The sequence below is a fragment of the Streptococcus sp. SR1 genome, assembly GCF_000526075.1.
GTDB lineage: Bacteria > Bacillota > Bacilli > Lactobacillales > Streptococcaceae > Streptococcus > Streptococcus halitosis.
The window spans coordinates 25194-51220 of sequence record NZ_JATR01000003.1; the positions used below are offsets into that span (position 1 = coordinate 25194).

Below are 26027 nucleotides of genomic sequence, written 5' to 3' on the forward strand. Positions count from 1 at the left end.
AAGGAAAAAACATGACTAAACGCGCCTTAATCAGCGTCTCAGACAAAGCGGGCATTGTTGAATTTGCCCAAGAACTAAAAAAACTTGGTTGGGACATTATCTCAACAGGTGGGACCAAGGTTGTCCTTGACAATGCTGGGGTGGACACGGTTGCCATCGATGATGTGACTGGTTTCCCAGAAATGATGGACGGTCGTGTTAAGACCCTCCATCCAAATATCCATGGTGGGCTCCTCGCTCGTCGTGACTTGGATAGCCACCTTCAAGCGGCTAAGGACAATAATATCGAATTGATTGACCTCGTTGTAGTAAATCTTTACCCATTCAAGGAAACGATTCTCAAACCAGATGTGACCTACGCTGATGCGGTGGAGAACATCGATATTGGTGGGCCGTCTATGCTTCGTTCAGCAGCTAAAAACCATGCCAGCGTGACGGTTGTGGTAGACCCTGCTGACTATGCAGTGGTGCTTGATGAATTGGCAGCAAATGGTGAAACGACTTATGAAACTCGCCAACGTTTAGCAGCCAAGGTTTTTCGTCACACAGCGGCTTATGACGCCTTGATTGCAGAGTATTTCACAGCTCAAGTGGGTGAAAGCAAACCTGAAAAACTCACTTTGACCTATGACCTCAAGCAACCCATGCGTTACGGTGAAAACCCTCAACAAGATGCAGACTTCTACCAAAAAGCTCTTCCTACGGAATACTCCATTGCATCCGCTAAACAGCTTAACGGTAAGGAATTGTCATTCAACAATATTCGTGACGCTGATGCGGCGATTCGTATCATTCGTGATTTCAAAGACCGTCCAACCGTTGTGGCTCTCAAACACATGAACCCATGTGGAATTGGTCAAGCTGATGACATCGAAACAGCTTGGGATTATGCTTATGAGTCTGACCCAGTGTCTATCTTTGGTGGAATTGTCGTCCTTAACCGTGAGGTGGATGCTGCGACAGCTGAGAAGATGCACGGCGTTTTCCTCGAGATCATCATCGCACCGAGCTATACGGATGAAGCGCTAGCCATTTTGACCAATAAAAAGAAAAACTTGCGCATCCTTGCCTTGCCATTTGATGCTCAAGATGCTAGTGAGGTAGAGGCAGAATACACAGGTGTTGTTGGTGGTCTCCTTGTTCAAAATCAAGACGTTGTCAAAGAAAGCCCAGCTGACTGGCAAGTGGTGACCAAACGTCAACCAACCGAGACAGAGGCGACTGCTCTTGAGTTTGCTTGGAAGGCTATTAAGTACGTCAAATCAAACGGAATTATCGTGACCAATGATCACATGACACTTGGCGTTGGGCCAGGTCAAACCAACCGTGTGGCTTCAGTCCGTATTGCTATTGACCAAGCTAAAGACCGTCTTGACGGCGCTGTTCTTGCTTCAGATGCCTTCTTCCCATTTGCAGATAACGTGGAAGAAATCGCCAAAGCAGGCATTAAAGCCATCATCCAACCAGGTGGATCTGTCCGTGACCAAGAATCCATCGAAGCAGCGGATAAATATGGCTTGACCATGGTCTTCACAGGAGTAAGACATTTTAGACATTGATGGGTATTTAAAAATTAGCTCATTATCAACTATGATGAATGATTTATCACTAACAACGAGAGAAGACGTAAGTTGTCTTCTCTTTTTGTATGTCTAAAACAATAAGCATTTTAGTATTAGAAATTATTAAAATGATTTGTTAGAGCTGTTCATGACTAATCTCGAAAAACTCAGTTTCTCACTTAACTATTTTTCATACGTTTTATGGTGTTTAAGGTTGTTGTGACTAGCTCGTTAACAGGCATTGTCTGGTAATCTGTTTTTAACCATTCATCAAAAATATTGTAGAGACCTCCAACGATGAATCTACTATCATAAGTGATTTGTCTTTGATTACTGTTTGTGACATGCCAAGGTGCCATGACAGTGGTATAAGCAGCAGAAAGCTTATCATAAGACCTTTGCAAGATAAGCACGAGCAAGTTTGCGTCCTGCAAAATTTTTAATGGCTCAGTGTACTGGCTCCAATACTGAAAGAAAAGGTTCACCAAATCTTCAAAATTAGTCAGTTTTGCTGTTTGAAGTTCGATAATATAGTCTTGAATTAAGCGGTCTAAATAGTTCGTAAGAACTTCCTCTTTTGAATGGTAATAACGATAAAACGTTCGTCTAGCAATCTGAGCATGCTCACTGAGTTCTGCAATGCTGATATTATGAAGGGATTTCTTAGTTGCTAATAAATCGAACAAGGCTTCCTCCAGCCATTGTCGCGTTTGATATTCCATGGTATTTTTCCTTTCCTGTCACACTTTTGGTCAAACTGTGCCAATTTCTCTTAACCTCTTGTTTTTGTAACAGTTTATCTTTATACTAAAAGTGTTACGCGTGATATATGATTATCATTTATTCTTAACATTGTACAATTGTTAGTTGTTATTAAGGAGGTAAAGATATGAGCATTCTTTTTAATGTTTGGATGCTACCTATTTTATTTATTTTACACGATTTTGAAGAAATGATTTTTATGCCCTTGTGGAAAACACGGTATCATCAAAAATTAGAAACTTTTAAGAAACCGTTCTTTGGTTCCGTTACGCAAGGCTCCGCTTTTGCAGTAGGTGTGTTGGAGGAATTTATCATCCTGATGTTTATTTCTGGATTCTGCCAAATAACTCACAACACTTTACTCTATTTATCTTTTGTAATAGCTTATACATCTCATTTCATAATCCATTATATCATGTGCATGCAATTTAGGGGTTATGTTCCTGGAGTCGTCACAGTAACCCTAGAATTGCCAATAGTTCTAATGATTATTTCCCACTATTGGTCTTCTGACGTTCCTTTGTTATCAGTCTTTGTCTATCTTTTATTAGCCATGATAATAGCTTTTACGAATCTTAAAATAATGCATCTCATCATGCCAAAAATCCAAACACATCTAGAAAAATATGCGAAATGAAAAACGATTAAATGAGAGCTACTTTTTAACCTTTCTGATATAACTGGTTAATGAGTGGCCAAGAATCCATCGAATCGGCGGACAAATACGGCTTGACTATGGTCTTCACAGGAGTAAGACATTTTAGACATTAAGAAAACAAAAGGGAAGAAAACAGTTTCTTTCCTTTTTTGGCTTAAAATGCTAAGTAAAACAAGATTAAAACGAACGTTTATGATATAATATTAGTAAATAATTCGCAAAAGAGGTTGAGAGATGAAGCTGTTAGTTGTCGGTTCGGGTGGTCGTGAACATGCAATTGCTAAGAAGTTGCTTGAGTCAAAAGACGTTGAAAAGGTTTTTGTAGCTCCTGGGAATGACGGAATGACTCTGGATGGTCTGGAATTGGTAAATATCTCTATTTCCGAACATTCTAAGTTAATTGACTTCGCAAAGGTCAACAATATTGCTTGGACCTTCATCGGTCCAGATGATGCCCTGGCTGCAGGTATCGTGGATGACTTTAATCAAGTTGGGCTCAAAGCCTTTGGCCCGACCAAAGCTGCAGCGGAGCTGGAGTGGTCCAAGGATTTTGCTAAGGAAATCATGGTCAAATATGACGTTCCGACAGCAGCCTATGGCACATTTTCAGATTTTGAGGAGGCCAAGGCTTATATCGAGGAGAAAGGCGCTCCTATCGTTGTCAAGGCAGATGGTTTAGCACTTGGAAAAGGTGTCGTCGTTGCTGAGACGGTTGAGCAAGCGGTCGAAGCCGCTCATGAGATGCTCTTAGACAATAAATTCGGTGACTCTGGTGCGCGTGTGGTTATCGAGGAATTCCTTGACGGAGAAGAGTTCTCTCTCTTTGCCTTTGTCAATGGGGACAAGTTCTACATCATGCCAACGGCTCAGGACCACAAACGTGCCTATGATGGTGACAAGGGGCCTAACACGGGCGGTATGGGAGCTTATGCGCCAGTTCCCCACTTGCCAGAGAGCGTGGTTGATACGGCGGTTGACACCATTGTCAAGCCTGTCCTTGAGGGCATGATCCAAGAAGGGTGTCCTTATCTGGGCATCCTTTACGCAGGGCTTATCCTGACAGCAGATGGTCCTAAAGTCATCGAGTTCAACGCTCGGTTCGGAGATCCCGAAACTCAGATTATCTTGCCTCGTCTGACCTCCGATTTTGCACAAAATATCACGGATATCCTCGATAGCAAGGAGCCCAACATCACTTGGACGGATAAGGGTGTGACTCTGGGCGTGGTTGTCGCGTCAAACGGCTACCCGCTGGACTATGAAAAAGGCAAGCCTCTGCCGGAGAAGACAGCTGGCGACATCATAACCTACTATGCTGGGGCTAAGTTTGTGGAAAATAGCAGAGCACTGCTGTCGAATGGTGGACGAGTGTACATGCTGGTCACCACAGCAGATACCGTCTCAGCTGCGCAGGAAAAAATCTACGACCAACTCAAAAGGCAAGACACCACAGGCCTCTTTTATAGGCATGACATTGGTGGTAAGGCTTTGTAAATCAATGAAACTTTTAGCCGTGAGACTTAAATATAGAATTCAGGTGTTTGAAAAATGAAAAATAGGCTGCTATTTTTAGAAGGTTCAAGCTTGACCTCACGAGAAACTTTGACAGTTTTGTTGAAAGAAGGCTATAAAATTGATGTATTATCTCCTAGAAGATTTTCCATTGCACACTTCAGTCGTCTAACCCATAGAGTTCCGATAGTTGATGTGAACCGTTTTCCTGTAGATTATTTGAGACAGGTTAGTCAGTTGCTTCGTAAAACCAATTACAAGGCCATTTTGCCAACACATGAGGAAGGCTGGTTATTAGCAAATGGAAAGCAATTTTTACCTCAATCGCTACCAATCGCCCTTGCTGATAAAGAGCAGTTTGAAAAGTTAGCTGGGAAGATTGCTTTTGCTGAAACTGCGGATTTGTTAGGACTCCCCACACCTAAGTGGGAGCACGTGAAAGATGCAGACTCCATCCGGCTAGACTATCCTTATTGGCTGAAAGCAGATTATGGTACTGCCGGTCGCTCGGTTTATAAGATTTCAAGTAAGAAAGATTTGGCTGAAGTGACGAGCAGATTAACAGCGAGTGATGAGGAATGGATGGTTCAGCAAGACATAGTTGGAGACTATGGTCAGGTTCAAGCAGTGTTTGATCATGGAGAATTACTCGCAGTGCATTCTAGTGTAAAAGTAGGTTCTGGCGCGGGTGGTTCTGCTGCGGCAAGATTAAGCATAGAATCTAAAAGAACGAGAGAGCATGTTGAAAAATTAGGACAATATATACAATGGCATGGTTGTCTAACTTTAGATTTTATACATAGGGGAGACCAATTTTACTATATAGAGTGTAATCCTAGAATGGTAGAGCCTGCTAACGCCTATAAAGCAGGAGTTAATTTTCCAAAAATCATGATAGAACTAGCCAGTCACAGCTACGCTAAATCTGAGGTCATTCTTGGTCAAGCAGGTGTTGAGACGCATAGTCTGATGGCTTTGATTATTGGAACTGCTGAGAAGACGAAAAGTAGAAGAAAAATATTGCAGACAATAAAGTACTGGCTTTTAAGACGTGATAGTGAAGAAGTGTTGACACCTGTTTGGAAGGACTTGCCGAGCATTATACCTCTTGTGACAATTATACTTCGTTTATTGCTAAAACCTAAGAGCGTTGAAAATCTGGTTAATCAGACTGTTAAACATTATAGTGTTGAATCAGCCACTGTAAAAAATATTGAGCAAAAGAATTAGTTTATTCAGAGGAGAAAATATGAAACCAATTATTTCCATTATCATGGGCTCAAAATCCGACTGGGCAACCATGCAAAAAACCGCCGAGGTCCTGGACCGCTTCGGCGTGGCCTACGAAAAGAAAGTTGTCTCTGCCCACCGTACACCTGACCTCATGTTCAAACATGCGGAGGAAGCCCGTAGCCGTGGCATCAAGGTTATCATCGCAGGCGCTGGAGGCGCAGCCCATTTGCCAGGTATGGTAGCTGCCAAAACAACCCTTCCAGTCATTGGTGTACCAGTCAAATCACGTGCTCTTAGTGGCGTGGACTCGCTCTACTCTATCGTACAGATGCCAGGTGGTGTGCCAGTGGCAACTATGGCCATTGGTGAAGCGGGTGCGACCAATGCGGCACTCTTTGCCCTCCGTCTCCTGTCAGTAGAGGATCAGGCTATCGCGACAGCTTTGGCAGATTTCGCAGAAGAACAAGGAAAAATCGCAGAGGAGTCTACAAATGAGCTCATCTAAAACAATCGGAATTATCGGTGGCGGTCAGCTGGGTCAGATGATGGCTATTTCTGCCATTTATATGGGGCACAAGGTCATCGCGCTGGATCCTGCGGCGGATTGCCCAGCCTCTCGCGTGGCGGAGATAATCGTGGCTCCTTATAATGATGTGGATGCCCTCCGTCAGTTGGCTGAGCGTTGCGATGTCCTCACTTATGAATTTGAAAATGTCGATGCTGACGGTTTGGATGCTGTCATCAAGGAGGGACAACTCCCTCAAGGAACGAACCTGCTCCGCATTTCTCAAAATCGCATCTTTGAAAAGGACTTTCTCGCAAACAAGGCTCAAGTCACCGTGGCACCCTACAAGGTTGTGACTTCTAGCCAAGACTTGGCAGATATGGACCTGTCGAAAAACTATGTCCTCAAGACTGCGACAGGTGGCTACGATGGGCATGGGCAAAAGGTCATTCGTTCAGAAGCAGACTTGGAAGAAGCCTATGCGCTAGCTGACTCAGCAGACTGTGTTTTGGAAGAATTTGTCAACTTTGATCTTGAAATTTCCGTCATAGTGTCAGGAAATGGCAAGGATGTGACGGTTTTCCCTGTTCAGGAAAATATCCACCGCAACAATATCCTGTCTAAGACCATCGTGCCTGCTCGCATTTCAGAAAGTCTAGCAGACAAGGCTAAAGCCATGGCCGTGAGAATCGCTGAGCAACTCAACTTGTCTGGAACGCTCTGTGTGGAAATGTTTGCGACGGCTGATGACATCATTGTCAATGAAATTGCGCCACGTCCACACAACTCAGGACACTACTCTATCGAAGCCTGTGACTTCTCGCAGTTTGACACCCATATCTTAGGTGTTCTCGGAGCACCGTTGCCAGTCATTAAACTGCATGCGCCTGCTGTCATGCTTAATGTTCTCGGCCAACACGTCGAGGTCGCTGAAAAATATGTCACAGAAAATCCAAGCGTCCACCTCCACATGTATGGTAAAATAGAAGCGAAGCACAACCGCAAGATGGGGCATGTGACTTTGTTTAGTGATGTGCCGGATAAGGTTGAAGAATTTGGTAAAGGGATTGATTTTTAGAACAGTTAATGTTTGTGATAATTTTAGTATTATTTGTGTATGACTAACTGTTCAAGCTTTTACTTAATGATATACGATTTGTAATTATTGTTTTGAAAAGTATTTTTTATATTGATGAAAAATAGTTGGTTTTTAAATAAATGGCAAGATATAATAAAAAATTTTATTTCAGGGGTATAATATTTACTAAAAGTATCTCCAAATAATTGTTAACCATTTTTACGAAAAATATAGAAAGGTAGTAGACTCAGAAATTATCCAGAAGCTATAATCTTAATATTATGCCAAAGTTGATTAAATTATTTTATTATTGAGTATAGTACTACTGATAAGTTTTAGAGCTACAAAAAGGAGTATTGTTATGACTGATATTATTGAACAACCAGTGGATTCGTTGCAAATAGTTGAATCTTCTCCATTTGAGAATTATTTAAAACAATTTGGTCTTCCTTATGAAGATGTTATCGCATCAACTGCTGATAAAAATAGAGTATCTGCTAACTTACCTGATCTTTTAAATTCTATTCCAGAAAGTCATAGGAAAAATGCTTTATATATGTCAAAATTTATTTCGAGCGTTGCTATTGGTCGTTTTGATTCAGCCTTAAATGATTTATGGAATGAGGTTGTAGAAACACTTAGGAATAAAGCAGAGTCATATGGTCTAGATTTGTTTTTTGATAGTGCTGTCTCCGGTAATAAACGAACCTTTTTTTCTGGAAGAGAAGATTTTGTCCTACTAAAAGACATAGAGCTAGTTCAAGCTTGTAGTAAATTAGAAATAATATCTGAAATTACGAAGAAAAAATTACTTCATATTTTAGATATGAGAAATAATATTGGCGGTTCACATCCTACAAGAGAAGTGATTGGCCCCCTAATATTGGTAGGTTGGGTTGAGGATTGCATTAAAAATGTGTTTTTAGATGAGACTAGTCCGAATTCATTAGAAGTAAAGAAGATTATTAATGGAATTGGCCAAGAAGGCTTGAATATAGATGATGCTTATTTATCACAACTGGATAATAAAATAAAAGATATTTCAGTAACTTTAACTAATAATTTATTAAAGATTCTCTTTAAAAAATATGTAAGTTCTCAATCTGATGCTTTAACAAATAATATTAGAATGATTGCTCCGATTGTTTGGAAAAATTCGGACGATAGAATGAAATACGAACTGGGGTTAGATATTGATTCATATTCTTTAAATCTTGAAAAAGATAAAGAGTCGAAAGCAAAGGAATTTTTCGATATTTGTGATGGTAATAGATATAAATCAAATAGTACGAGGAGTATTGCTTTGAGTTCAATGATAGATGAACTTGAAAATATACATTACTCATACGATAATTTTTATCACGAAGGACCAAAAATAAAAGATATCATGTCTTATATTGAGCAATCCAGTGATATTCCAGACTCTGTAGCAGAAAAATTAATTTCAGTGGTTTTAATCTGTAGATTAGGTAATTTTTATGGAGTGTCTAGGAGTGGACTTCCATATTACCAAAAATTCTTTAACATTCTTAATCAAGATCAAGTTAAGCTATTTTTGAATTATTTATATATTCAAAGGCAAGAATTTAATCAGTCTTTGACTTCCAATCAAGTTCAGATATTAAAGGATATAATTACGGAATTAAGCACAAAAACATACTCATCAGATCGTGTTAAAGATACAATAGACTATTTATTAAATGGTGATGGAGATTCTATAAGTAAGAAATTATTAACAAGAGATTATCGACATCACATCGAACTTTTATAAGTAATTTTCTTGTTACAGTCCACATAAGTGAAAAATAAGAGGAAAGGAAAAATTAATAACATGATCAACCGTTACTCTCGCCCTGAGATGGCGAACATTTGGAGTGAAGAAAATAAATACCGTGCTTGGCTTGAGGTGGAAATCTTGGCTGACGAGGCATGGGCTGAGTTGGGAGAAATCCCTAAGGAAGATGTGGCTTTGATTCGCGAGAAGGCGGACTTTGACATCGACCGTATTTTGGAGATTGAGCAGGAGACGCGCCACGATGTGGTTGCTTTCACGCGTGCGGTTTCTGAGACTCTTGGTGAAGAGCGCAAGTGGGTTCACTATGGGTTGACTTCTACCGACGTGGTGGATACGGCCTACGGTTATCTTTACAAGCAGGCCAACGATATCATCCGTCGTGACCTTGAAAACTTTACCAATATCATCGCTGATAAGGCTAAGGAGCACAAGTTCACCATCATGATGGGGCGTACCCACGGTGTGCACGCTGAGCCGACAACTTTTGGTCTTAAATTGGCAACTTGGTACAGCGAAATGAAGCGCAACATGGAGCGTTTCGAGCATGCGGCTGCTGGTGTGGAAGCTGGTAAGATTTCGGGTGCGGTTGGGAACTTCGCTAACATCCCACCATTCGTTGAAAAATACGTCTGCGACAAGCTTGGTATCCGTGCCCAAGAAATCTCTACACAGGTCCTTCCTCGTGACCTTCACGCTGAGTACTTTGCAGTTCTTGCCAGCATTGCGACTTCAATCGAACGTATGGCGACTGAGATTCGTGGTCTTCAAAAATCGGAACAACGTGAAGTGGAAGAGTTCTTTGCTAAAGGTCAAAAAGGATCTTCAGCAATGCCACACAAACGTAACCCTATCGGTTCTGAAAACATGACTGGTCTGGCGCGTGTTATCCGTGGCCACATGGTGACAGCCTATGAAAACGTCGCTCTCTGGCACGAACGTGATATTTCCCACTCATCAGCTGAGCGTATTATCACACCAGATACAACTATCTTGATTGACTACATGCTCAATCGTTTTGGAAATATCGTCAAGAACTTGACGGTCTTCCCAGAAAATATGATCCGCAACATGAACTCAACTTTCGGTCTTATCTTTAGCCAACGTGCCATGTTGACCTTGATTGAAAAAGGCATGACACGTGAGCAAGCCTATGACTTGGTGCAACCAAAAACAGCCTACTCTTGGGATAACCAAGTAGACTTTAAACCGCTTCTCGAAGCAGATCCAGAAGTGACATCACGCCTGACTCAAGAGGAAATCGACGAAATCTTCAACCCTGCATACTACACCAAACGAGTGGATGATATCTTTGAACGTATCGGACTTGGTGATTAATCCTAACAATAAAAAGCGAGATTCAATCTCGCTTTTTTGTATTCTTGTCGAAGGGGTTTAATCTTCTTTTCTCTTAGTGAGTCCGTAGGCTGCTAGTGTGGCCATGAGTCCTACTGCGACCAAGCTTGCAGAGTCTTGACTTCCTGTTGCAGGGAGTTGTTTTTCATCTGCTTTGCTAGTAGTTGGTTCAGATTGCTCAGCTTTCTCAACGGCAGTTCCGACTTCGACAACTTGAGCGACCGCTTCCTGAGATACCGCACTATTGACAAGGGTTCTTTCTTCCTTGCCGTCAGCAGTAGTGCTGACAGAGTAGAAAATCGTACGACGACCATTTACACCAGTAACGACGACTTGACTTTGTCCTTTTGGCAATTGCGGATTTTCACGTGTCACGGTAGTGAAAGGAATCTCTTCTTCTTGGATGTCCAGTCTAGGTTTTGCTTCTGCGGCTGGAGCAAGACCGTGTTCATCTCCTTTGTGAGTAATAGGGGCACCGATTTCAACCACTTGTGTCACAGGTTCTTTGGTCACTTGGCTATCTAGAACCGTTTCTGTTTGTTTCCCATTTTCAGTAAGGACAGATATGTAATGAGTGCGTTCGCCCTCTACACCTGGTGTGATGATCTTTTCCTGATCGGCTGGGAGATTTGGATTTTCCTTCTTGATAACTTCAAATGGAATCTTTTCTGCTCTTGTGATGAGTTCCGGTTTGGTTTCAACATTGGCAGCTAGTTCGTTTTCATCGAGGCTTCCTGAGTGAGTTTCCGCTGGTTTGAGGCCTAGGCGGGCTGCTTTGAGCTTGGCTACGAGAGCGTCTAACTCAGCTTGCTTGCTGCGATTGAGGTTGTAGTTGAGAGCCTCTTTAGCTGCATTTAGGGCATCGAGACTTTCTTTGCTGTATCCTTCCAAGCTTGCAGGGATTTGAGCAAGCTCCTCACGGAGGGCATTGTAGTTAGCGCGGAAGTAGTCTTTGTTATTGTCTGCAAAGGCAGTCATGAGTTCAAAAATTTCTTCTTCCTTGTACTCAGCGCTTGGTCTATCTGCCCAGATGGCAAGCATGCTTCCAACTGTTGGAAGGTCTACCTCAGGATATTTGGTAGATGCAAGCTGGTTAAATGGTGTTTTTTTAGTGTTTTCAATTGCTTTTTTGAGGAAACCGCCACCATCTTCAGGTTTTTGCCCGAGAATGTAGTACCAGTCTCCGTTAGTATTAAGGAATTTATAGCCTTTGCTTGCAAGATACTGAGGAGATGCAAGGTTGTAGCCCCACCATCCTTTAGACCAGTAAGAGATGATGACATCCTTGTCAAACTCAACATCATCCTTGTCTTCATAGTAGAAACCATCGTTGAAGGCCATTGGTTGAAGGCCTCTTTCTTTGGCCATGGCAGCAAGGGTGTTAGAGTACTCAGCAAACTTGCCATAGAGTCCATACCATTTGAGGTAGTACCAGCCTTGGGCGTTGGTAGCATCATTGGCATATTCGTCTGTACCGTAGTTGAAGATCTTTGTCTTGCCTGCAAAGAAGTCCATGTACTTGCCAATGAGGGCTTTGACAAAGTTCATGGCCTCTTCGTTTTCGAGGTCCATAGTTGTTTTGGAGACCTTGTCAAAGTTGGCTTGAGGATTCTTGATTCCAAGTTTTTCCATAGCGACGAGCATGGCATCCATGTGACCTGGGCTGTTGATTGCTGGGACGAGTCCGAGGCCTTTTGATTTTGCGTACTCGATCAATTCAGTGATTTCAGCTTGACTAAGAGTGGTTCCGTTTGGATCATCGTAGTAAGCTTTTGTTCCTTCGATAATGGCCTTCTTGACATCGTCACTTGCATAAGTTTTGCCGTTAGCTGTGATGGTCATGTCATCAAGGAGGAAGCGAAGTCCGTCATTTCCAAGAAGGAGATGGACATCAGAGTAGCCGAGTTCGCTCGCCTTGTCTACGATGCGTTTGAGTTGGTCGAGCGTGAAATACTTACGTCCGGCATCGATGGAAATTACCTTGTTCTTGGCAAGTTTTTCAACTTCGCGTTTCGCGTCTTCTTCTTTTTGAGCTTCTGGTGTGAAGGTCAAATTGCTTACAGCTTCTTGGAGTTTTGCGATTGCTTGATCAATGGTGTCTTGTTGAGCACGGCTGAGGTTGCTATCGAGTGAGCGAATAGCTTTTTCAGCTTCTTTTACAGCTGCGACACTTTCTGCAGTATAGCGGTTAAGGTCTGTTGGTACTTCTTTCAGAGCTTGTTCAGCAGACTCATAGTCAGCTGCGAAGTATTCAGCATTGGCATTTGCGAAGCTGCGCATGAGTTTGAAGAGGCGTGATGGTGAATAGCGTGCAGATGGGGTATCCGCCCAAGCAGCTACCATACCACCGATGAATGGGATAGTAGCCCCATCAGATTTTGGTACAGAAGTGATTGGAGTGTTCTTGATACCATTGAGTCCTTGGTCGAGGTTGTACCAGCCTTGGCCATCGGCATTTCGTCCGAGAACGTAGTACCAAGCATCGTTGGTATTAAGGATTTGGTGGCCTTTTTCAACTAGAAATTTAGAAGAAGCGACGTCGTATCCGCCCCATCCACCAGTCCACATAGAAACGATGATGTCTTTGTCAAAAGTTCCAAAGCTAGTGTCGCTATTATAGTAGATACCATCGTTAAAGGCCATTGGTTTGAGACCGTGAGATTTGACGATGCGAGCAAGGTCATTGGCGTAGGCGATAAATTTCTCATATCCTCCTACAGGGTAGCCTTCATTTGGATAGTATTTATCAGCCTGGAGAACGCTCCATCCTTTGGCATCTGTAGCGTCGTTGGCATATTCGTCTAGCCCGATATTGAAAATATCAGTTTTTCCAGCAAAGTATGCTGCATACTTGTCGATCAGGGCTTTGGTAAATGCAACAGCTTCTTTGTTATCAAGGTCAACGGTACGAGCAGATTCCTTACCAAAGTAGTTGAAGTTCGGCTTTTGGATGCCTAGTTCTTTCATGGCATGCAAAATCGCATCCATGTGACCAGGGCTGTTTACAGTTGGGATGAGACCAATGCCTTTGTTTTTAGCATAGTTGATCAAGTCCGTCATCTGACTTTCTGTCAAATGGTTGCCGTTTGGATCCTTGTAGTAGGCATCGGTTCCGTTTTCGAGTGCACGTTTGACATCGTCGCTTGCATAGGTTTTGCCATTGGCTTTGATCGTCATGTCGTCCAACATAAAACGCATGCCGTCATTTCCAACTAGTAGATGAAGATCAGTATAACCGTAGTGTTTGGCTTTGTCGATGATTTCTTTGAGTTGGTCTGGAGAGAAATACTTGCGTCCAGCGTCGATTGAGATCATTTTTCTTTTTGCCAGTTTTTCATTTACTTGAGATACACGTTCAGTGCTAGGAGTGGCCACTGCAGGTGTGACGGCTTCATTTTTCTTTTCTGAAGGAGTACTTTCGGCAGGAGTTTCAGCTGGGGCAGGACTCTCTTTCTCGGCAGTAGGAGTTGGAGTAGCATTTTCTGTCACAACTGGTGCGCTTGACTCTTCTGTTTTTGGAGCAACTGTTCGAGGAGCCTCCTTGTCTTCTTTGACCTCCTCTTTTACAGGCTTGTCAGCCTTTTCTTCCAGTTTTTCTGGAACCTTGGAGTCTACAGCTTCCTTGACTGCTTGAGGACTCTCCTGAATAGTTTGAACAGTTACCTCAGCTGTTGGAGCTGGAGTAATCCCGTCGGCAGATACGACTTGTGCGCTAAAAGCAAATCCTATCAGTACAGAAGCTGCCCCAGCCGCGTATTTACGGATGGAGAAGCGCTGTTTCTTTTCTAGTTTCATGACAAAACCTCCTTGTTATTATTATGTATGATAGCGTTTACATAAAACCGATTTTATTTTATTATCTAAGGAGTAAAATGTCAAGTGGGTTTATATAAGAACTATAATAAATAGAGGAAATCATAAGATTTAGAAGAAAATTATTTCCAGAAATAAGAAAGAGAAAGCGAATATTTAACTTGTTTTTAGTAAAAACGCTACTAATTAAATAAGAACCCTTCATAGCGTTCTCACAACCTCTTTCTCGTGCTATAATGAATATAGAAAAAGCCTGAGCTAGGCTCAGGCTTTTTCTTAATGACCTCGGTTACATGAGATGAATTTGATTTTGTAGTAGTCTGCTCGCTTATAAGTTTCACTATAGGCAAGGACTTGGCCAGTGGCCTCAAGTTTTGTAGTCTTCGTTTGGAAGACAGTTGGGAATTGTGTATCGATTCCGAGTACAGAAGCAGCATGCTCTGGAGTTGGGAATGCGATTTCGTTGATTTCCTCAAAATGTTCATCACTCATGTGAATGCGGTAATCCAATTTGAAACGTGTATAGATAGAGCTATAATAGTCAAGATTTGGATAGTTGGCATTGATGTATTGCTCAGGAATATAAGATGTGTGGTAGATGTATGTTACGTCGTTTGTCTGACGAATACGTTCAATCTTATAGTAGAATTGATCTCCACGTAGTCCAAGTTTATCTAAATATTCAAGTTTGTTTCCGCGCTCGATAGAAAGGACAGTAACTTTATCGTCTTTTGTTTCAAAGATTTCGACATCTGAAAACTCAACGAGTTTGTGCTTGCGGGCACGTGAAACGAAAGTACCTTTACCTTGTTGGCGGACAATGTAGCCGTCTTTAGCAAGGTCATTTAAGGCACGAACAACTGTGATTGAACTCACATCGTACATCGCGATCAATTCGGCTTCTGTATAAAATTTATCTCCACTTGCAAATTGACCAGAGATGATTTTGTTTTTTAATTCATCTTTAATATATTGGTATTTAGGAATAGCCATAAATTTTACCTCGATTCTCTTTCTCCAATTTTGATTTTACCACAAATATAAAGAAAAGAGTAGTATTAAGGTCAAAAAATTAAAATAATAGACTAAAAATGTTATTTTACATGTAAAAAAATTCATTTGATGTTCTTGTGAATTATCATACATAAAAAGATCGTTTTCATGCTATTTTTAGATAATTTCGGTAAACGGTAAGTAAAAAAATAGAAAAATTTTAAATAATTTTCTAAAACCTATTGACAAATGCAAAAGATTTGATTATAGTTAATATTATAATAAATGAAAGCGCAAACTTAATTCGTCAGAGGTAATAACATGACCAGATTTAAAATTGAGGACGATTTCTATTTAGACGGAAAACCGTTCAAGATTTTGTCCGGCGCCATTCATTATTTTAGGATTCCAGCAGAGGATTGGTATCATTCTCTCTATAACTTAAAGGCGCTTGGCTTTAATACAGTCGAGACCTATGTGGCTTGGAATTTACACGAACCTGTTGAAGGGGAGTTTGATTTTGAAGGTGCCAGAAATTTGGAGAGATTTCTTCAAATTGCACAAGATCTAGGTCTCTATGCCATTGTACGCCCGTCTCCGTTTATCTGTGCGGAATGGGAATTTGGTGGCTTGCCGGCTTGGCTCTTGACCAAGGACATGCGAATTCGCTCGTCCGACCCGGCCTACATCGAGGCTGTTGCTCGCTATTATGACCAATTATTGCCAAGGCTTGTGCCTCGCTTGTTGGATAACGGCGGAAACATTCTCATGATGCAAGTCGAAAATGAATATGGCTCTTATGGAGAAGATAAGTCTTATCTACGAGCAATTCGAAAATTGATGGAAGAACGAGGGATTGATTGCCCACTCTTTACTTCAGATGGCCCATGGAGGGCTACTCTGAAAGCCGGAACCTTGATTGAAGACGACCTCTTTGTGACAGGAAACTTCGGTTCTAAAGCTCCGTACAACTTTTCACAGATGCAGGAATTCTTTGATGAGCATGGCAAGAAATGGCCCCTCATGTGTATGGAATTCTGGGATGGTTGGTTCAACCGTTGGAAAGAACCCATCATCACTCGTGATCCTAAAGAATTGGCAGAAGCTGTTCGAGAGGTATTGGAGCAAGGCTCTATCAACCTTTACATGTTCCATGGTGGTACAAACTTTGGTTTCATGAATGGTTGCTCGGCTCGAGGAACTCTGGATTTGCCGCAAGTCACATCTTACGACTATGATGCCCTTCTCGATGAAGAAGGAAATCCAACTGCTAAATACTTAGCAGTCAAGAAGATGATGGCAACCCACTTCCCAGAGTATCCACAGTTGGAACCACTCTATAAGGAAAGCATGGAGATAGGGTCCATTCCATTGGTCGAAAAAGTTTCCTTGTTTGAAACCCTGGATAGTCTCTCTAGTCCTACTGAAAGCCTCTATCCAAAAGCGATGGAAGAACTTGGTCAAAGTTATGGCTACCTTCTCTACCGCACGGAGGCAAGTTGGGATGCAGAAGAGGAACGTCTCCGTATCATCGATGGACGTGACCGAGCTCAACTCTTTGTAGATGGTCAATGGATTGCTACTCAATACCAGACAGAGATTGGCGAAGACATCTACTGTCAAGGCAACCGAGAAGGCTTTTCAGAGATTGACATCTTGATTGAAAATATGGGGCGTGTCAACTACGGACATAAGTTTTTGGCAGATACGCAGCGTAAAGGAATTCGAACAGGTGTCTGCAAGGATCTACATTTCTTACTGAATTGGAAACAATATCCACTGCCACTGGATAATCCTGAGAAGATTGATTTTTCAAAAGGATGGACAGAAGGACAACCAGCCTTTTACGCTTTCGACTTTACTGTTGAAGAGCCGAAGGATACCTACTTAGACTTGTCTGAGTTTGGTAAGGGAGTTGCCTTTGTCAACGGGCGTCACCTAGGGCGTTTCTGGAACGTCGGCCCGACCCTCTCACTTTATATCCCTCATAGTTATCTCAAGGAAGGTGCTAACCGCATCATCATCTTTGAAACTGAGGGCGAATATAAAGAAGAGATTCACTTAACTCGTAAACCTACACTAAAACACATAAAGGGGGAAAACTTATGACAATTGTAGGATGCCGTATCGATGGACGTTTGATCCACGGTCAAGTAGCCAATCTTTGGGCTGGAAAACTAAATGTTTCACGCATTATGGTTGTAGACGACGAAGTTGTTAACAACGATATTGAAAAGAGTGGTTTGAAACTTGCGACACCACCAGGTGTGAAACTCAGTATCTTGCCAGTTGAGAAAGCAGCAGCAAATATCCTTGCTGGTAAATACGATAGCCAACGTCTCTTTATCGTTGCACGTAAACCAGACCGTTTCCTTGGTTTGGTCGAAGCAGGTGTTCCGCTTGAAACACTCAACGTCGGCAATATGTCTCAAACACCAGAAACTCGCTCTATCACACGTTCTATCAATGTGGTAGACAAGGATGTGGAAGATTTCCACAAACTAGCAGAAAAAGGTGTGAAACTCACTGCTCAAATGGTTCCAAATGATCCAGTTTCAGACTTTTTGAGCTTATTAAAATAGGAAAAAATTTTTAGGAGGTCATTGTTATGATACAACCGTGGCAAATTTTACTTCTCACTTTGTACTCAGCTTATCAAATCTGTGATGAGTTGACAATCGTTTCATCTGCAGGTTCCCCTGTATTCGCTGGTTTCATTACTGGTTTAATCATGGGAGATGTGACAACTGGTTTGTTTATCGGTGGTAGCTTGCAGTTGTTCGTTCTCGGGGTTGGTACCTTCGGTGGTGCTTCTCGTATCGACGCAACTTCTGGTGCGGTTCTTGCAACAGCATTCTCTATCTCTCAAGGTATTGATACAGACCTTGCGATTACAACAATCGCTGTACCAGTAGCGGCACTTTTGACATACTTCGACGTTCTTGGACGTATGACAACTACTTTCTTTGCACACCGTATTGATGCTGCGATCGAACGCTTTGACTACAAAGGTATCGAACGCAACTACCTACTTGGTGCGCTTCCATGGGCTCTTTCTCGTGCCCTTCCAGTATTCTTCGCTCTTGCTTTTGGTGGAGAATTCGTACAAGGTGTTGTAAACCTTGTTAAAGAATACCAATGGGTTGCAGACGGTTTGACACTTGCAGGTCGTATGCTTCCAGGTCTTGGATTTGCAATCTTGCTTCGTTACCTTCCAGTTAAACGTAACCTTCACTACCTTGCTATGGGATTCGGTTTGACAGCTATGTTGACTGTTCTTTACTCAAACGTAACAAGTCTTGGTGGAGCAGTTGCTGGAATCATTGGCACTCTTCCTGCTGAAGTTGCTGAAAAAATTGGCTTTGTTAACAACTTCAAAGGATTGTCTATGATCGGTATCTCTATCGTAGGTATCTTCCTTGCGGTTGTTCACTTCAAGAACAGCCAAAAAGTTGCTGTAGCAGCACCTTCTACACCATCAGAAAGTGGGGAAATTGAAGATGACGAATTCTAATTACAAATTAACAAAAGAAGATTTTAATCAAATTAACAAACGTAGCTTGTTCACTTTCCAATTGGGATGGAACTACGAACGTATGCAAGCATCAGGTTACCTTTACATGATCTTGCCACAATTGCGTAAAATGTATGGAGATGGAACTCCTGAGTTGAAAGAAATGATGAAAGTTCATACTCAATTCTTCAACACTTCACCATTCTTCCACACAATTATCGCTGGTTTTGACCTTGCTATGGAAGAAAAAGATGGCGTTGGTTCAAAAGATGCGGTTAACGGTATCAAGACAGGTTTGATGGGACCATTCGCTCCTCTTGGAGATACTATCTTTGGTTCACTTGTACCTGCTATCATGGGATCTATCGCTGCAACAATGGCTATTGCTGGTCAACCTTGGGGTATCTTCCTTTGGATTGCAGTTGCAGTAGCGTATGACATCTTCCGTTGGAAACAGTTGGAATTTGCATACAAAGAAGGGGTTAACCTTATCAACAACATGCAAAGTACTTTGACAGCTTTGATTGAAGCTGCATCTGTACTTGGTGTATTCATGATGGGTGCTCTTGTAGCAACAATGATCAACTTTGAAATTTCATACAAATTACCAATCGGTGAAAAGATGATTGACTTCCAAGACATCTTGAACTCAATCTTCCCACGTTTGCTTCCAGCAATCTTCACTGCATTTATCTTCTGGTTGCTTGGTAAGAAAGGTATGAACTCTACAAAAGCTATCGGTATCATTATCGTGCTTGCCTTGGCTCTTTCTGCCTTTGGTAAATTTGCACTTGGAATGGGCGCATAATTTATGACTAAATCATTGATTTTAGTGAGCCACGGTCGTTTCTGTGAAGAACTTAAAGGTAGCACAGAGATGATTATGGGACCACAAGACAACATTCATGCGGTTGCTCTTCTTCCAGAAGATGGACCAGAAGAATTTACTGCAAAATTTGAAGCTGCTGTTGAAGGATTGGATGATTTCCTAGTCTTTGCGGATCTTCTTGGCGGAACTCCATGTAACGTGGTGAGCCGTCTGATTATGGAAGGTCGTGACATTGAACTGTATGCAGGAATGAACCTTCCGATGGTCATTGAATTTATCAATGCAAGCCTAACTGGAATGGATGCGGACTATAAGAGTCGTGCTTCAGAAAGCATTGTGAAAGTTAATGATTTATTGGCAAGCTTCGACGACGATGAAGATGAATAAGATGTGACTTAGAGCATCTTATATAGAATATACATGGGAATGGGAGTCACTCCCATTCCCATATTTTCAATAGGAATGAAACGACAATAGATTAGAGGAACTCTATGCTAAATTACACAAAAGAAGAATTACTTGAACTGGGTGCAGAAATCACGACTCGTGAAATCTACCAACAGCCTGATGTATGGAAAGAGGCTTTTGAAGCCTATCAAGCAAAACGTGAAGAAATTGCAGCCTTCCTACAAGGGATCGCTGATAAGCATGACTATATCAAGGTCATCTTGACGGGTGCTGGTACTTCTGCTTATGTGGGAGATACCTTGGTACCATACTTTAAGGAAGTCTATGATGAACGCAAATGGAATTTCAATGCCATTGCGACAACTGATATTGTTGCCAATCCAGAAACCTATCTGAAAAAAGATGTGGCGACTGTCCTTGTTTCCTTTGCTCGTAGTGGGAATTCACCTGAAAGTGTGGCGACGGTTGATTTGGCCAAAGCCTTGGTTGATGACCTCTATCAAGTGACCATTACATGTGCTGCAGATGGTAAATTGGCTCTTCAAGCTCATGGCGATGAGCGCAATCTTTTACTCTTGCAACCAGCTGCTTCCAATGACGCTGGATTTGCCATGACTTCTAGCTTTACGTCCATGATGCTAACAGCTCTCTTGGTTTTTGATCCTACAGAATTTGCTGTGAAAGCTGAACGTTTTGAAGTTGTGTCTAGCCTTGCGCGTAAAGTTCTAGACAATGCAGAAGATGTTAAAGAGCTTGTTGACCTTGACTTTAACCGTGTTATCTACCTGGGCGCTGGTCCTTTCTTTGGACTTGCTCATGAAGCTCAGCTCAAGATTTTGGAATTGACAGCTGGTCAAGTGGCTACCATGTATGAAAGCCCAGTTGGCTTCCGTCACGGTCCAAAATCATTGATCAACGAAGATACCGTTGTTTTGGTATTTGGTACAACGACAGACTACACTCGCAAGTACGACTTGGACTTGGTTCGTGAAGTGGCTGGTGATCAGATTGCTCGTCGTGTTGTGCTCTTGAGTGATCAAGCCTTTGGTCTTGAAAATGTCAAAGAAGTAGCACTTGGTTGTGGCGGTGTCTTGAACGATATTTACCGTGTCTTCCCTTACATCGTTTATGCCCAACTCTTTGCCCTATTGACTTCACTCAAGGTAGAAAATAAACCAGATACACCATCTCCTACTGGCACTGTAAACCGTGTGGTACAAGGTGTGATCATTCATGACTATCAAAAATAAGGAAGTGTCTATGAGTAAATTACAATTAAGTCCCAATAAAGTAGCTTGCTTGCAAAAACTCTCTGACGAGAACGGCATTATCTCAGCTCTTGCCTTTGACCAACGTGGCGCTTTGAAACGCCTCATGGCTCAATACCAAACAGAAGAGCCAACAGTCGCTCAAATGGAAGAACTCAAGGTCTTGGTTGCAGATGAATTGACAAAATACGCATCCTCTATGCTTCTCGACCCTGAATATGGCCTTCCAGCTACAAAAGCGCTTGATCCAAATGCTGGTCTTCTCCTTGCTTATGAGAAAACGGGTTATGACACAACAAGTACCAAACGCTTGCCTGACTGTTTGGATGTTTGGTCTGCCAAACGCATCAAAGAACAAGGTGCGGATGCAGTCAAATTCTTGCTTTACTATGACGTAGACAGCTCTGACGAACTCAACCAAGAAAAACAAGCCTACATCGAACGCATCGGTTCGAGTGTAAACAAGCCTACATCGAACGCATCGGTTCAGAGTGTGTGGCGGAAGACATTCCATTCTTCCTTGAAATCCTCGCTTACGATGAAAAAATCGCTGACGCTGGCTCTGCTGAATACGCAAAAGTAAAACCACACAAGGTTATCGGTGCTATGAAGGTCTTCTCAGACCCACGCTTCAACATCGATGTCTTGAAAGTGGAAGTTCCAGTCAACGTCAAATACGTTGAAGGCTTTGGTGATGGTGAAATCGTGCATACACGCGAAGAAGCAGCAGCTTTCTTCAAAGCACAAGATGAAGCGACTAACTTGCCATATATCTACTTGAGTGCAGGTGTATCAGCCAAACTCTTCCAAGAAACCCTTGTCTGTGCCCACGAATCAGGCGCGAATTTCAATGGTGTTCTTTGTGGCCGTGCTACATGGGCTGGATCAGTTGAAGCTTACATCAAAGATGGTGAAGCAGCAGCTCGCGACTGGCTTCGCACAACTGGATTTGAGAACATTGACGAACTCAACAAGGTTCTTCAAACAACAGCGACTTCATGGACTGAACGTGTAGAAGCATAAAATAAGAATAGAAGAATCCCTTTTTGTTAAGAAGCTACTTAAGGTTTTCTGACAAAGGATTCTGAAAATAGAAACTACAACCATAGATGGTACATACACTTTCTATGGTTTGTTTACTTAATAGAAATAGAAAAAAGGAGATGAAAATGAAAGCATACACAGAGCGTGTATTTGGAAATCATGAGGGCAAGGATGTCTTGGCCTATCGCTTTGAAACTGATGGTGGTTACCAGCTTGAAGTTATGACTTATGGTGCGACCATTTTGCGCTATGTCACACCTGACAAGGCTGGTAATTTTGCTAATGTCATCTTGGGTTTTGATGATTTTGAGAGTTATGTGGGGAATAGTCCCAAGCATGGAGCTAGTGTGGGGCCGGTAGCAGGCCGTATTGCTGGAGCGACATTTGAACTCAATGGCCAGACCTATGAGCTTGAAGTTAATAATGCTAGCAACTGCAACCATAGTGGTTCAACAGGTTGGGATTCGAGCTTGTTTGAATTGGTTGAGGTGAGCGACCATGGATTGACTCTCTACACAGAGCGTACAGACGGGACAGGAGGATTTCCTGGTAATCTCAAGATTTGGATTAGCTACCACTTGGAAGAAACTGGTGCCTACGAAGTCAGCTATAAGGTGACGACAGATCAGGATACGCTGGTCAATCCAACTAATCATAGCTACTTCAACTTATCTGGTGATTTCACGCAGACAATTGATCGCCATGTCTTCCAGCTAAATACGGAGGGCATTTACCCAATCGCTCCAGACGGTGTTCCAGCTAAGACTCCAGATGCTGATCGCGATGTGGTGAAACACATCTACAATGGTGCTTTGCTCAAGGATATCTTTGCAGAGAACGATGAGCAAATCCAGTTGGTATCTGGTTTGGATCACCCATTTGCTCTCCCTGCAGGTCATGACAATGCTGGTTTCCTTTATGATCAAAACTCAGGTCGTTTCCTGCTTTTCAAGACAGAGGCCCCTTGCCTTGTGGTCTACACAGCAAACTTTGTGGATGAGAGTGTCATCATAGGAGGTCAGCCAATGGTACAGCACAATGGGATTGCCCTTGAAGCGCAGGCTTTACCAGATGCTATTCATAGCGACCTCAAAGACCAAGTCATTCTCAAAGCAGGGGAAACCTTCACCAGCAAAACTCGTTACGAGCTTGTTGTTAAATAAAAAGAAGAGCTGGTTTCCAGCTCTTTTGAGTTGTCTTCGTTGACATTCTATCTCAATAGTGTATAATTGATGTAATTAATTAAGTTACAACAAACGAAAGGAGACACCCGATGACTTATGCATACCAAAGCCACATTTATCTAGCAGAGGCTGTTTTAAATGTCAAGGATTTGACGAGTCAAACGGCTTTTTATCACCAGATTATTGGCTTGGAGATTTTATCCCAAACAGAGACAGAAGCGATTTTGGGACTTGGTCGAAAAGCCTTGGTTCACTTGATTCAGGCAGAAAAGACAGGGGAAGTAAGGGAGTATTATGGACTCTACCATCTGGCGATTTTGTTGCCGACACGAAAAGCCTTGGCAGATGTCTTGAGACACCTAAGTGATTTACGCATTCCTCTGGTTGGGGGTGCAGATCATGGATACAGCGAGGCTCTTTATCTAGAGGATTTGGAAGGAAATGGCATTGAACTCTACCGTGATAAGCCAGTGTCTTCATGGGATATTCGAGAAGACGGCCGCATTATCGGTGTGACCGAAGCCCTTGCGGCACAGGATATCTATGAGTTAGGGGAAAAGGTGGATCCCTTTATCCTAGCTGAAGGGACGAGAATGGGGCATATCCATCTATCGGTGAAGGATAGCCGCGCGGCGAGTCAGTTTTATCAAAAGGTGTTAGGGCTAGAAGATAAATTTAGCATTCCTAGTGCTAGTTGGATAGCGGCTGGTCAGTACCATCACCACCTGGCTGTCAACGAATGGGCTGGAAAAGGGCTAGCTCCGCGTGAACAAGGCTTGCCGGGCTTGTCCTACTACGTCCTTGAGGTCGAAAGCAAGGAAGAACTCTTAGCCATCGTTGAGCAAGCACAAGAGGTGGAAGCTCCGATCAAGTGGTTACATTCGAGTGAGTTGGATCTTATAGACCCAGACGGGATTGTGACCCGCATTCGCTTGGCACGATGAGATGAAGAAAACACATCATATACATAGAAAAAGGCGGACAGGCTCGCATTCTGTTTTTAGAACGCGGACTTGTTCGCTTTTGTATGAAATGACGAAATGAAATGACGAAGCCTTTTTTGACTCTAGCTAAGGTATCGGTCAGGGATATTTTCCCTTTTCTGGGGGTTCATGCTATAATACTAATAAACTTTTCTTTCTCTAGGAAGGCAAAGGCCGAAAAATCGGCTAGAATGCTCGCAATCGTTGTCACGAAGCTTTTAAGAGAAAGTCGAACTCTGTTTGAACATCCGTATTGAGTTTAGGAGACGGGAAATAAGATGGACACAAGTGTAAAAAAATTAATCAATATGGGCCCTCTGGAGGACTATTTTATTTATTATGATCTGAGAAATCAAGTATTCTATGAAGTAAAACAAGGCATGAATTATTCAGCCATTGCAGCTCCTATTGCAGTCTTTTCCTTGCAACGGCTGTCGAAGTTGCTCAACCAAACCTTTGGAGATGTCTCATCACCTTTCAATCTGCTTTTCTTTATCTTGATGTCTCTGTTTTTAATTTTCGGGACAATTCTCCTTGCCAAATCTACCCGACGTAAAATGAAGACAGATAGATTTAGAAAAGTTAGGTTAACAAAAGCCAATATTAAAACACTTAGAAGAAAATCTAGATGGACAGTCCTAGTTGAGGTTTTTTGTTTTCTCATGATTCTGTTTTCCATCTATCGTTATTTTACCTACTCTGATTTTCTGTTCTTGATGATGTATATGTTAGGGATTTTTTCACTTGTTTATATTGTCTATGAATTTCAGATGAAAACGCGCAAACGACTGTTCAAAGAGCTGATGGAGACATTACAGGACGATAGCCGAGGAAAAGAGGGAGAAATGTAAGATGAGAAAAATCATTTATATAGGCCAAGGAAGCCAGCAATCCATCTACTATAACACAAGGACGAGAGAGGCATTAACGACAGAATCTAGCAACTTGCCAGATAGTGAAGGCGCCATCAGTTCAAAGAAATCCAAGTGGTCTTGGATTCTCTTTTTTGCTTTCTTGCTAGTTGCTATCATCAGTATTTGGATTCGTTCCTTGATAATGCCCTTTAGATTGAGTGAGTGGATGATTCCTATCCATCTAGCCGCAATCCTTTTTGTTTTTATCGGAAGTGTTTATGGATTTGAAAAACTTTTCTACAGTGGGGCTAAGTCGCTTGTTCCAGCAAGTGAAGAACAGTTTAAAGATGCGGTTGAAAGTAGTACTTTTTGGAGGAAGTCACCAGATAAGGAACCAACAGTTGATAAAATCATCTTGTATCTATTTGTTATCCTCGTTCTTCTATTTGTTTTTGTTATTGTTGTATTTTTTGCTATACCTGCGACTTTCATTCCTTACTATGAACAGGAATGGTTTAAGCCGTCCATGTTCATGGTACCAATCGGAGCAACGATCGTCCCAATTAGCGTGGTTCTTCTACTATTTCAAAACAATCCAATCCGCTGGATTTTAGCCGTACGAAAATACAAGCAGGGAAAAGTATTATTTAGGGAAGAGAAATAGAAAAGAGGAGATAAT

General features: G+C 42.1%; 21 protein-coding genes and 2 pseudogenes. 20 read left to right on the forward strand and 3 right to left on the reverse strand.

Annotated elements, in window-relative coordinates; genetic code table 11:
- Window positions 1-11: 11 nt before the first annotated feature.
- On the forward strand, window positions 12-1559 hold the full coding sequence (purH, locus tag HMPREF1518_RS01085) for a bifunctional phosphoribosylaminoimidazolecarboxamide formyltransferase/IMP cyclohydrolase (RefSeq protein ID WP_000166543.1): 1548 nt from the start codon (window positions 12-14) through the stop codon (window positions 1557-1559).
- A gap of 182 nt (window positions 1560-1741) precedes the next feature.
- Here purH and HMPREF1518_RS01090 read toward each other — a convergent pair whose 3' ends face one another.
- The gene (locus HMPREF1518_RS01090; protein ID WP_000456532.1) at window positions 1742-2284 is read right to left on the reverse strand and encodes a TetR/AcrR family transcriptional regulator; all 543 of its coding nucleotides are present in this window, start codon (window positions 2282-2284) and stop codon (window positions 1742-1744) included.
- Window positions 2285-2451: 167 nt separating this feature from the next.
- Here HMPREF1518_RS01090 and HMPREF1518_RS01095 point away from each other — a divergent pair, with 167 nt between their 5' ends.
- From HMPREF1518_RS01095 to purB, 8 genes and pseudogenes are all read left to right on the forward strand, one after another.
- On the forward strand, window positions 2452-2961 hold the full coding sequence (locus tag HMPREF1518_RS01095) for an HXXEE domain-containing protein (protein ID WP_007522577.1): 510 nt from the start codon (window positions 2452-2454) through the stop codon (window positions 2959-2961).
- Window positions 2962-3020: 59 nt separating this feature from the next.
- Window positions 3021-3095, forward strand: a pseudogene (locus HMPREF1518_RS11080) (IMP cyclohydrolase); the annotation flags it as partial.
- 121 nt (window positions 3096-3216) lie between these two features.
- The gene (gene purD / locus HMPREF1518_RS01100; protein ID WP_033583556.1) at window positions 3217-4476 is read left to right on the forward strand and encodes a phosphoribosylamine--glycine ligase; all 1260 of its coding nucleotides are present in this window, start codon (window positions 3217-3219) and stop codon (window positions 4474-4476) included.
- A 54-nt stretch (window positions 4477-4530) separates the two neighbouring features.
- On the forward strand, window positions 4531-5724 hold the full coding sequence (locus HMPREF1518_RS01105; RefSeq protein ID WP_033583558.1) for an ATP-grasp domain-containing protein: 1194 nt from the start codon (window positions 4531-4533) through the stop codon (window positions 5722-5724).
- Between the two features lie 19 nt (window positions 5725-5743).
- Window positions 5744-6232 (forward strand): 5-(carboxyamino)imidazole ribonucleotide mutase, encoded by a 489-nt coding sequence (gene purE / locus HMPREF1518_RS01110; RefSeq protein ID WP_000802563.1) that lies wholly within the window; start codon window positions 5744-5746, stop codon window positions 6230-6232.
- Entirely contained in the window at window positions 6219-7310 is a 1092-nt protein-coding gene (gene purK, locus HMPREF1518_RS01115; protein ID WP_033583560.1) for a 5-(carboxyamino)imidazole ribonucleotide synthase, read from the forward strand. Before purE ends, purK begins: the two co-directional genes overlap by 14 nt.
- A 361-nt stretch (window positions 7311-7671) precedes the next feature.
- Window positions 7672-9081: a hypothetical protein gene (locus tag HMPREF1518_RS01120; RefSeq protein ID WP_004262537.1), complete on the forward strand. Its 1410-nt coding sequence runs from the start codon at window positions 7672-7674 to the stop codon at window positions 9079-9081.
- A 60-nt stretch (window positions 9082-9141) separates the two neighbouring features.
- Window positions 9142-10440, forward strand: coding sequence for an adenylosuccinate lyase (purB, locus tag HMPREF1518_RS01125; protein WP_033583562.1), 1299 nt, complete (start codon window positions 9142-9144; stop codon window positions 10438-10440).
- A 57-nt stretch (window positions 10441-10497) separates the two neighbouring features.
- Here purB and strH read toward each other — a convergent pair whose 3' ends face one another.
- Together strH and HMPREF1518_RS01135 are read right to left on the reverse strand one after the other, a co-directional pair.
- Window positions 10498-14253: an LPXTG-anchored beta-N-acetylhexosaminidase StrH gene (gene strH, locus HMPREF1518_RS01130; protein WP_033583564.1), complete on the reverse strand. Its 3756-nt coding sequence runs from the start codon at window positions 14251-14253 to the stop codon at window positions 10498-10500.
- A 294-nt stretch (window positions 14254-14547) separates the two neighbouring features.
- On the reverse strand, window positions 14548-15264 hold the full coding sequence (locus tag HMPREF1518_RS01135; protein WP_001007181.1) for a GntR family transcriptional regulator: 717 nt from the start codon (window positions 15262-15264) through the stop codon (window positions 14548-14550).
- A 321-nt stretch (window positions 15265-15585) separates the two neighbouring features.
- On the opposite strand from HMPREF1518_RS01135, the gene HMPREF1518_RS01140 reads away from it, so the two are divergent.
- From HMPREF1518_RS01140 to HMPREF1518_RS01190, 11 genes and pseudogenes are all read left to right on the forward strand, one after another.
- Window positions 15586-17373: a glycoside hydrolase family 35 protein gene (locus HMPREF1518_RS01140; protein ID WP_033583566.1), complete on the forward strand. Its 1788-nt coding sequence runs from the start codon at window positions 15586-15588 to the stop codon at window positions 17371-17373.
- On the forward strand, window positions 17370-17846 hold the full coding sequence (locus HMPREF1518_RS01145; protein WP_000156968.1) for a PTS sugar transporter subunit IIB: 477 nt from the start codon (window positions 17370-17372) through the stop codon (window positions 17844-17846). Before HMPREF1518_RS01140 ends, HMPREF1518_RS01145 begins: the two co-directional genes overlap by 4 nt.
- Window positions 17847-17872: 26 nt before the next feature.
- Window positions 17873-18778 carry a PTS mannose/fructose/sorbose/N-acetylgalactosamine transporter subunit IIC gene (locus HMPREF1518_RS01150; RefSeq protein WP_000615901.1) on the forward strand — a complete coding sequence of 302 codons (906 nt, stop codon included), beginning with the start codon at window positions 17873-17875 and terminating at the stop codon, window positions 18776-18778.
- Window positions 18765-19586: a PTS system mannose/fructose/sorbose family transporter subunit IID gene (locus HMPREF1518_RS01155; protein WP_000185293.1), complete on the forward strand. Its 822-nt coding sequence runs from the start codon at window positions 18765-18767 to the stop codon at window positions 19584-19586. Before HMPREF1518_RS01150 ends, HMPREF1518_RS01155 begins: the two co-directional genes overlap by 14 nt.
- A gap of 3 nt (window positions 19587-19589) precedes the next feature.
- Window positions 19590-19994: a PTS sugar transporter subunit IIA gene (locus HMPREF1518_RS01160; RefSeq protein WP_000167445.1), complete on the forward strand. Its 405-nt coding sequence runs from the start codon at window positions 19590-19592 to the stop codon at window positions 19992-19994.
- 104 nt (window positions 19995-20098) lie between these two features.
- Window positions 20099-21265, forward strand: a complete 1167-nt coding sequence (locus HMPREF1518_RS01165) for an SIS domain-containing protein (protein ID WP_033583568.1) — start codon at window positions 20099-20101, stop codon at window positions 21263-21265.
- A gap of 10 nt (window positions 21266-21275) precedes the next feature.
- Window positions 21276-22306: pseudogene (lacD, locus tag HMPREF1518_RS01170) on the forward strand (tagatose-bisphosphate aldolase).
- 146 nt (window positions 22307-22452) lie between these two features.
- A complete protein-coding gene (locus HMPREF1518_RS01175; protein ID WP_033583570.1) occupies window positions 22453-23490 on the forward strand; it encodes an aldose epimerase family protein in 1038 nt (345 codons plus the stop codon).
- Window positions 23491-23600: 110 nt separating this feature from the next.
- Window positions 23601-24455, forward strand: a complete 855-nt coding sequence (locus tag HMPREF1518_RS01180; protein ID WP_033583572.1) for a VOC family protein — start codon at window positions 23601-23603, stop codon at window positions 24453-24455.
- Window positions 24456-24772: 317 nt separating this feature from the next.
- Window positions 24773-25345, forward strand: coding sequence for a hypothetical protein (locus HMPREF1518_RS01185; protein WP_033583574.1), 573 nt, complete (start codon window positions 24773-24775; stop codon window positions 25343-25345).
- Window position 25346: 1 nt separating this feature from the next.
- The gene (locus tag HMPREF1518_RS01190; protein ID WP_007522611.1) at window positions 25347-26012 is read left to right on the forward strand and encodes a hypothetical protein; all 666 of its coding nucleotides are present in this window, start codon (window positions 25347-25349) and stop codon (window positions 26010-26012) included.
- Window positions 26013-26027 lie beyond the last annotated feature (15 nt).

What these genes read in the sequence shown, in the direction of transcription:
- HMPREF1518_RS01095 (WP_007522577.1), top strand. Translation starts at nt 2,452, where the DNA reads ATGAGCATTCTTTTTAATGTTTGGATGCTACCTATTTTATTTATTTTA.
- HMPREF1518_RS01140 (WP_033583566.1), top strand. Translation starts at nt 15,586, where the DNA reads ATGACCAGATTTAAAATTGAGGACGATTTCTATTTAGACGGAAAACCG.
- HMPREF1518_RS01090 (WP_000456532.1), bottom strand. Translation starts at nt 2,284, where the DNA reads ATGGAATATCAAACGCGACAATGGCTGGAGGAAGCCTTGTTCGATTTA.
- HMPREF1518_RS01190 (WP_007522611.1), top strand. Translation starts at nt 25,347, where the DNA reads ATGAGAAAAATCATTTATATAGGCCAAGGAAGCCAGCAATCCATCTAC.
- HMPREF1518_RS01145 (WP_000156968.1), top strand. Translation starts at nt 17,370, where the DNA reads ATGACAATTGTAGGATGCCGTATCGATGGACGTTTGATCCACGGTCAA.
- HMPREF1518_RS01150 (WP_000615901.1), top strand. Translation starts at nt 17,873, where the DNA reads ATGATACAACCGTGGCAAATTTTACTTCTCACTTTGTACTCAGCTTAT.
- HMPREF1518_RS01175 (WP_033583570.1), top strand. Translation starts at nt 22,453, where the DNA reads ATGAAAGCATACACAGAGCGTGTATTTGGAAATCATGAGGGCAAGGAT.
- HMPREF1518_RS01105 (WP_033583558.1), top strand. Translation starts at nt 4,531, where the DNA reads ATGAAAAATAGGCTGCTATTTTTAGAAGGTTCAAGCTTGACCTCACGA.
- purH (WP_000166543.1), top strand. Translation starts at nt 12, where the DNA reads ATGACTAAACGCGCCTTAATCAGCGTCTCAGACAAAGCGGGCATTGTT.
- HMPREF1518_RS01165 (WP_033583568.1), top strand. Translation starts at nt 20,099, where the DNA reads ATGCTAAATTACACAAAAGAAGAATTACTTGAACTGGGTGCAGAAATC.
- HMPREF1518_RS01120 (WP_004262537.1), top strand. Translation starts at nt 7,672, where the DNA reads ATGACTGATATTATTGAACAACCAGTGGATTCGTTGCAAATAGTTGAA.
- purE (WP_000802563.1), top strand. Translation starts at nt 5,744, where the DNA reads ATGAAACCAATTATTTCCATTATCATGGGCTCAAAATCCGACTGGGCA.
- strH (WP_033583564.1), bottom strand. Translation starts at nt 14,253, where the DNA reads ATGAAACTAGAAAAGAAACAGCGCTTCTCCATCCGTAAATACGCGGCT.
- purB (WP_033583562.1), top strand. Translation starts at nt 9,142, where the DNA reads ATGATCAACCGTTACTCTCGCCCTGAGATGGCGAACATTTGGAGTGAA.
- HMPREF1518_RS01155 (WP_000185293.1), top strand. Translation starts at nt 18,765, where the DNA reads ATGACGAATTCTAATTACAAATTAACAAAAGAAGATTTTAATCAAATT.
- purK (WP_033583560.1), top strand. Translation starts at nt 6,219, where the DNA reads ATGAGCTCATCTAAAACAATCGGAATTATCGGTGGCGGTCAGCTGGGT.
- purD (WP_033583556.1), top strand. Translation starts at nt 3,217, where the DNA reads ATGAAGCTGTTAGTTGTCGGTTCGGGTGGTCGTGAACATGCAATTGCT.
- HMPREF1518_RS01160 (WP_000167445.1), top strand. Translation starts at nt 19,590, where the DNA reads ATGACTAAATCATTGATTTTAGTGAGCCACGGTCGTTTCTGTGAAGAA.
- HMPREF1518_RS01135 (WP_001007181.1), bottom strand. Translation starts at nt 15,264, where the DNA reads ATGGCTATTCCTAAATACCAATATATTAAAGATGAATTAAAAAACAAA.
- HMPREF1518_RS01185 (WP_033583574.1), top strand. Translation starts at nt 24,773, where the DNA reads ATGGACACAAGTGTAAAAAAATTAATCAATATGGGCCCTCTGGAGGAC.
- HMPREF1518_RS01180 (WP_033583572.1), top strand. Translation starts at nt 23,601, where the DNA reads ATGACTTATGCATACCAAAGCCACATTTATCTAGCAGAGGCTGTTTTA.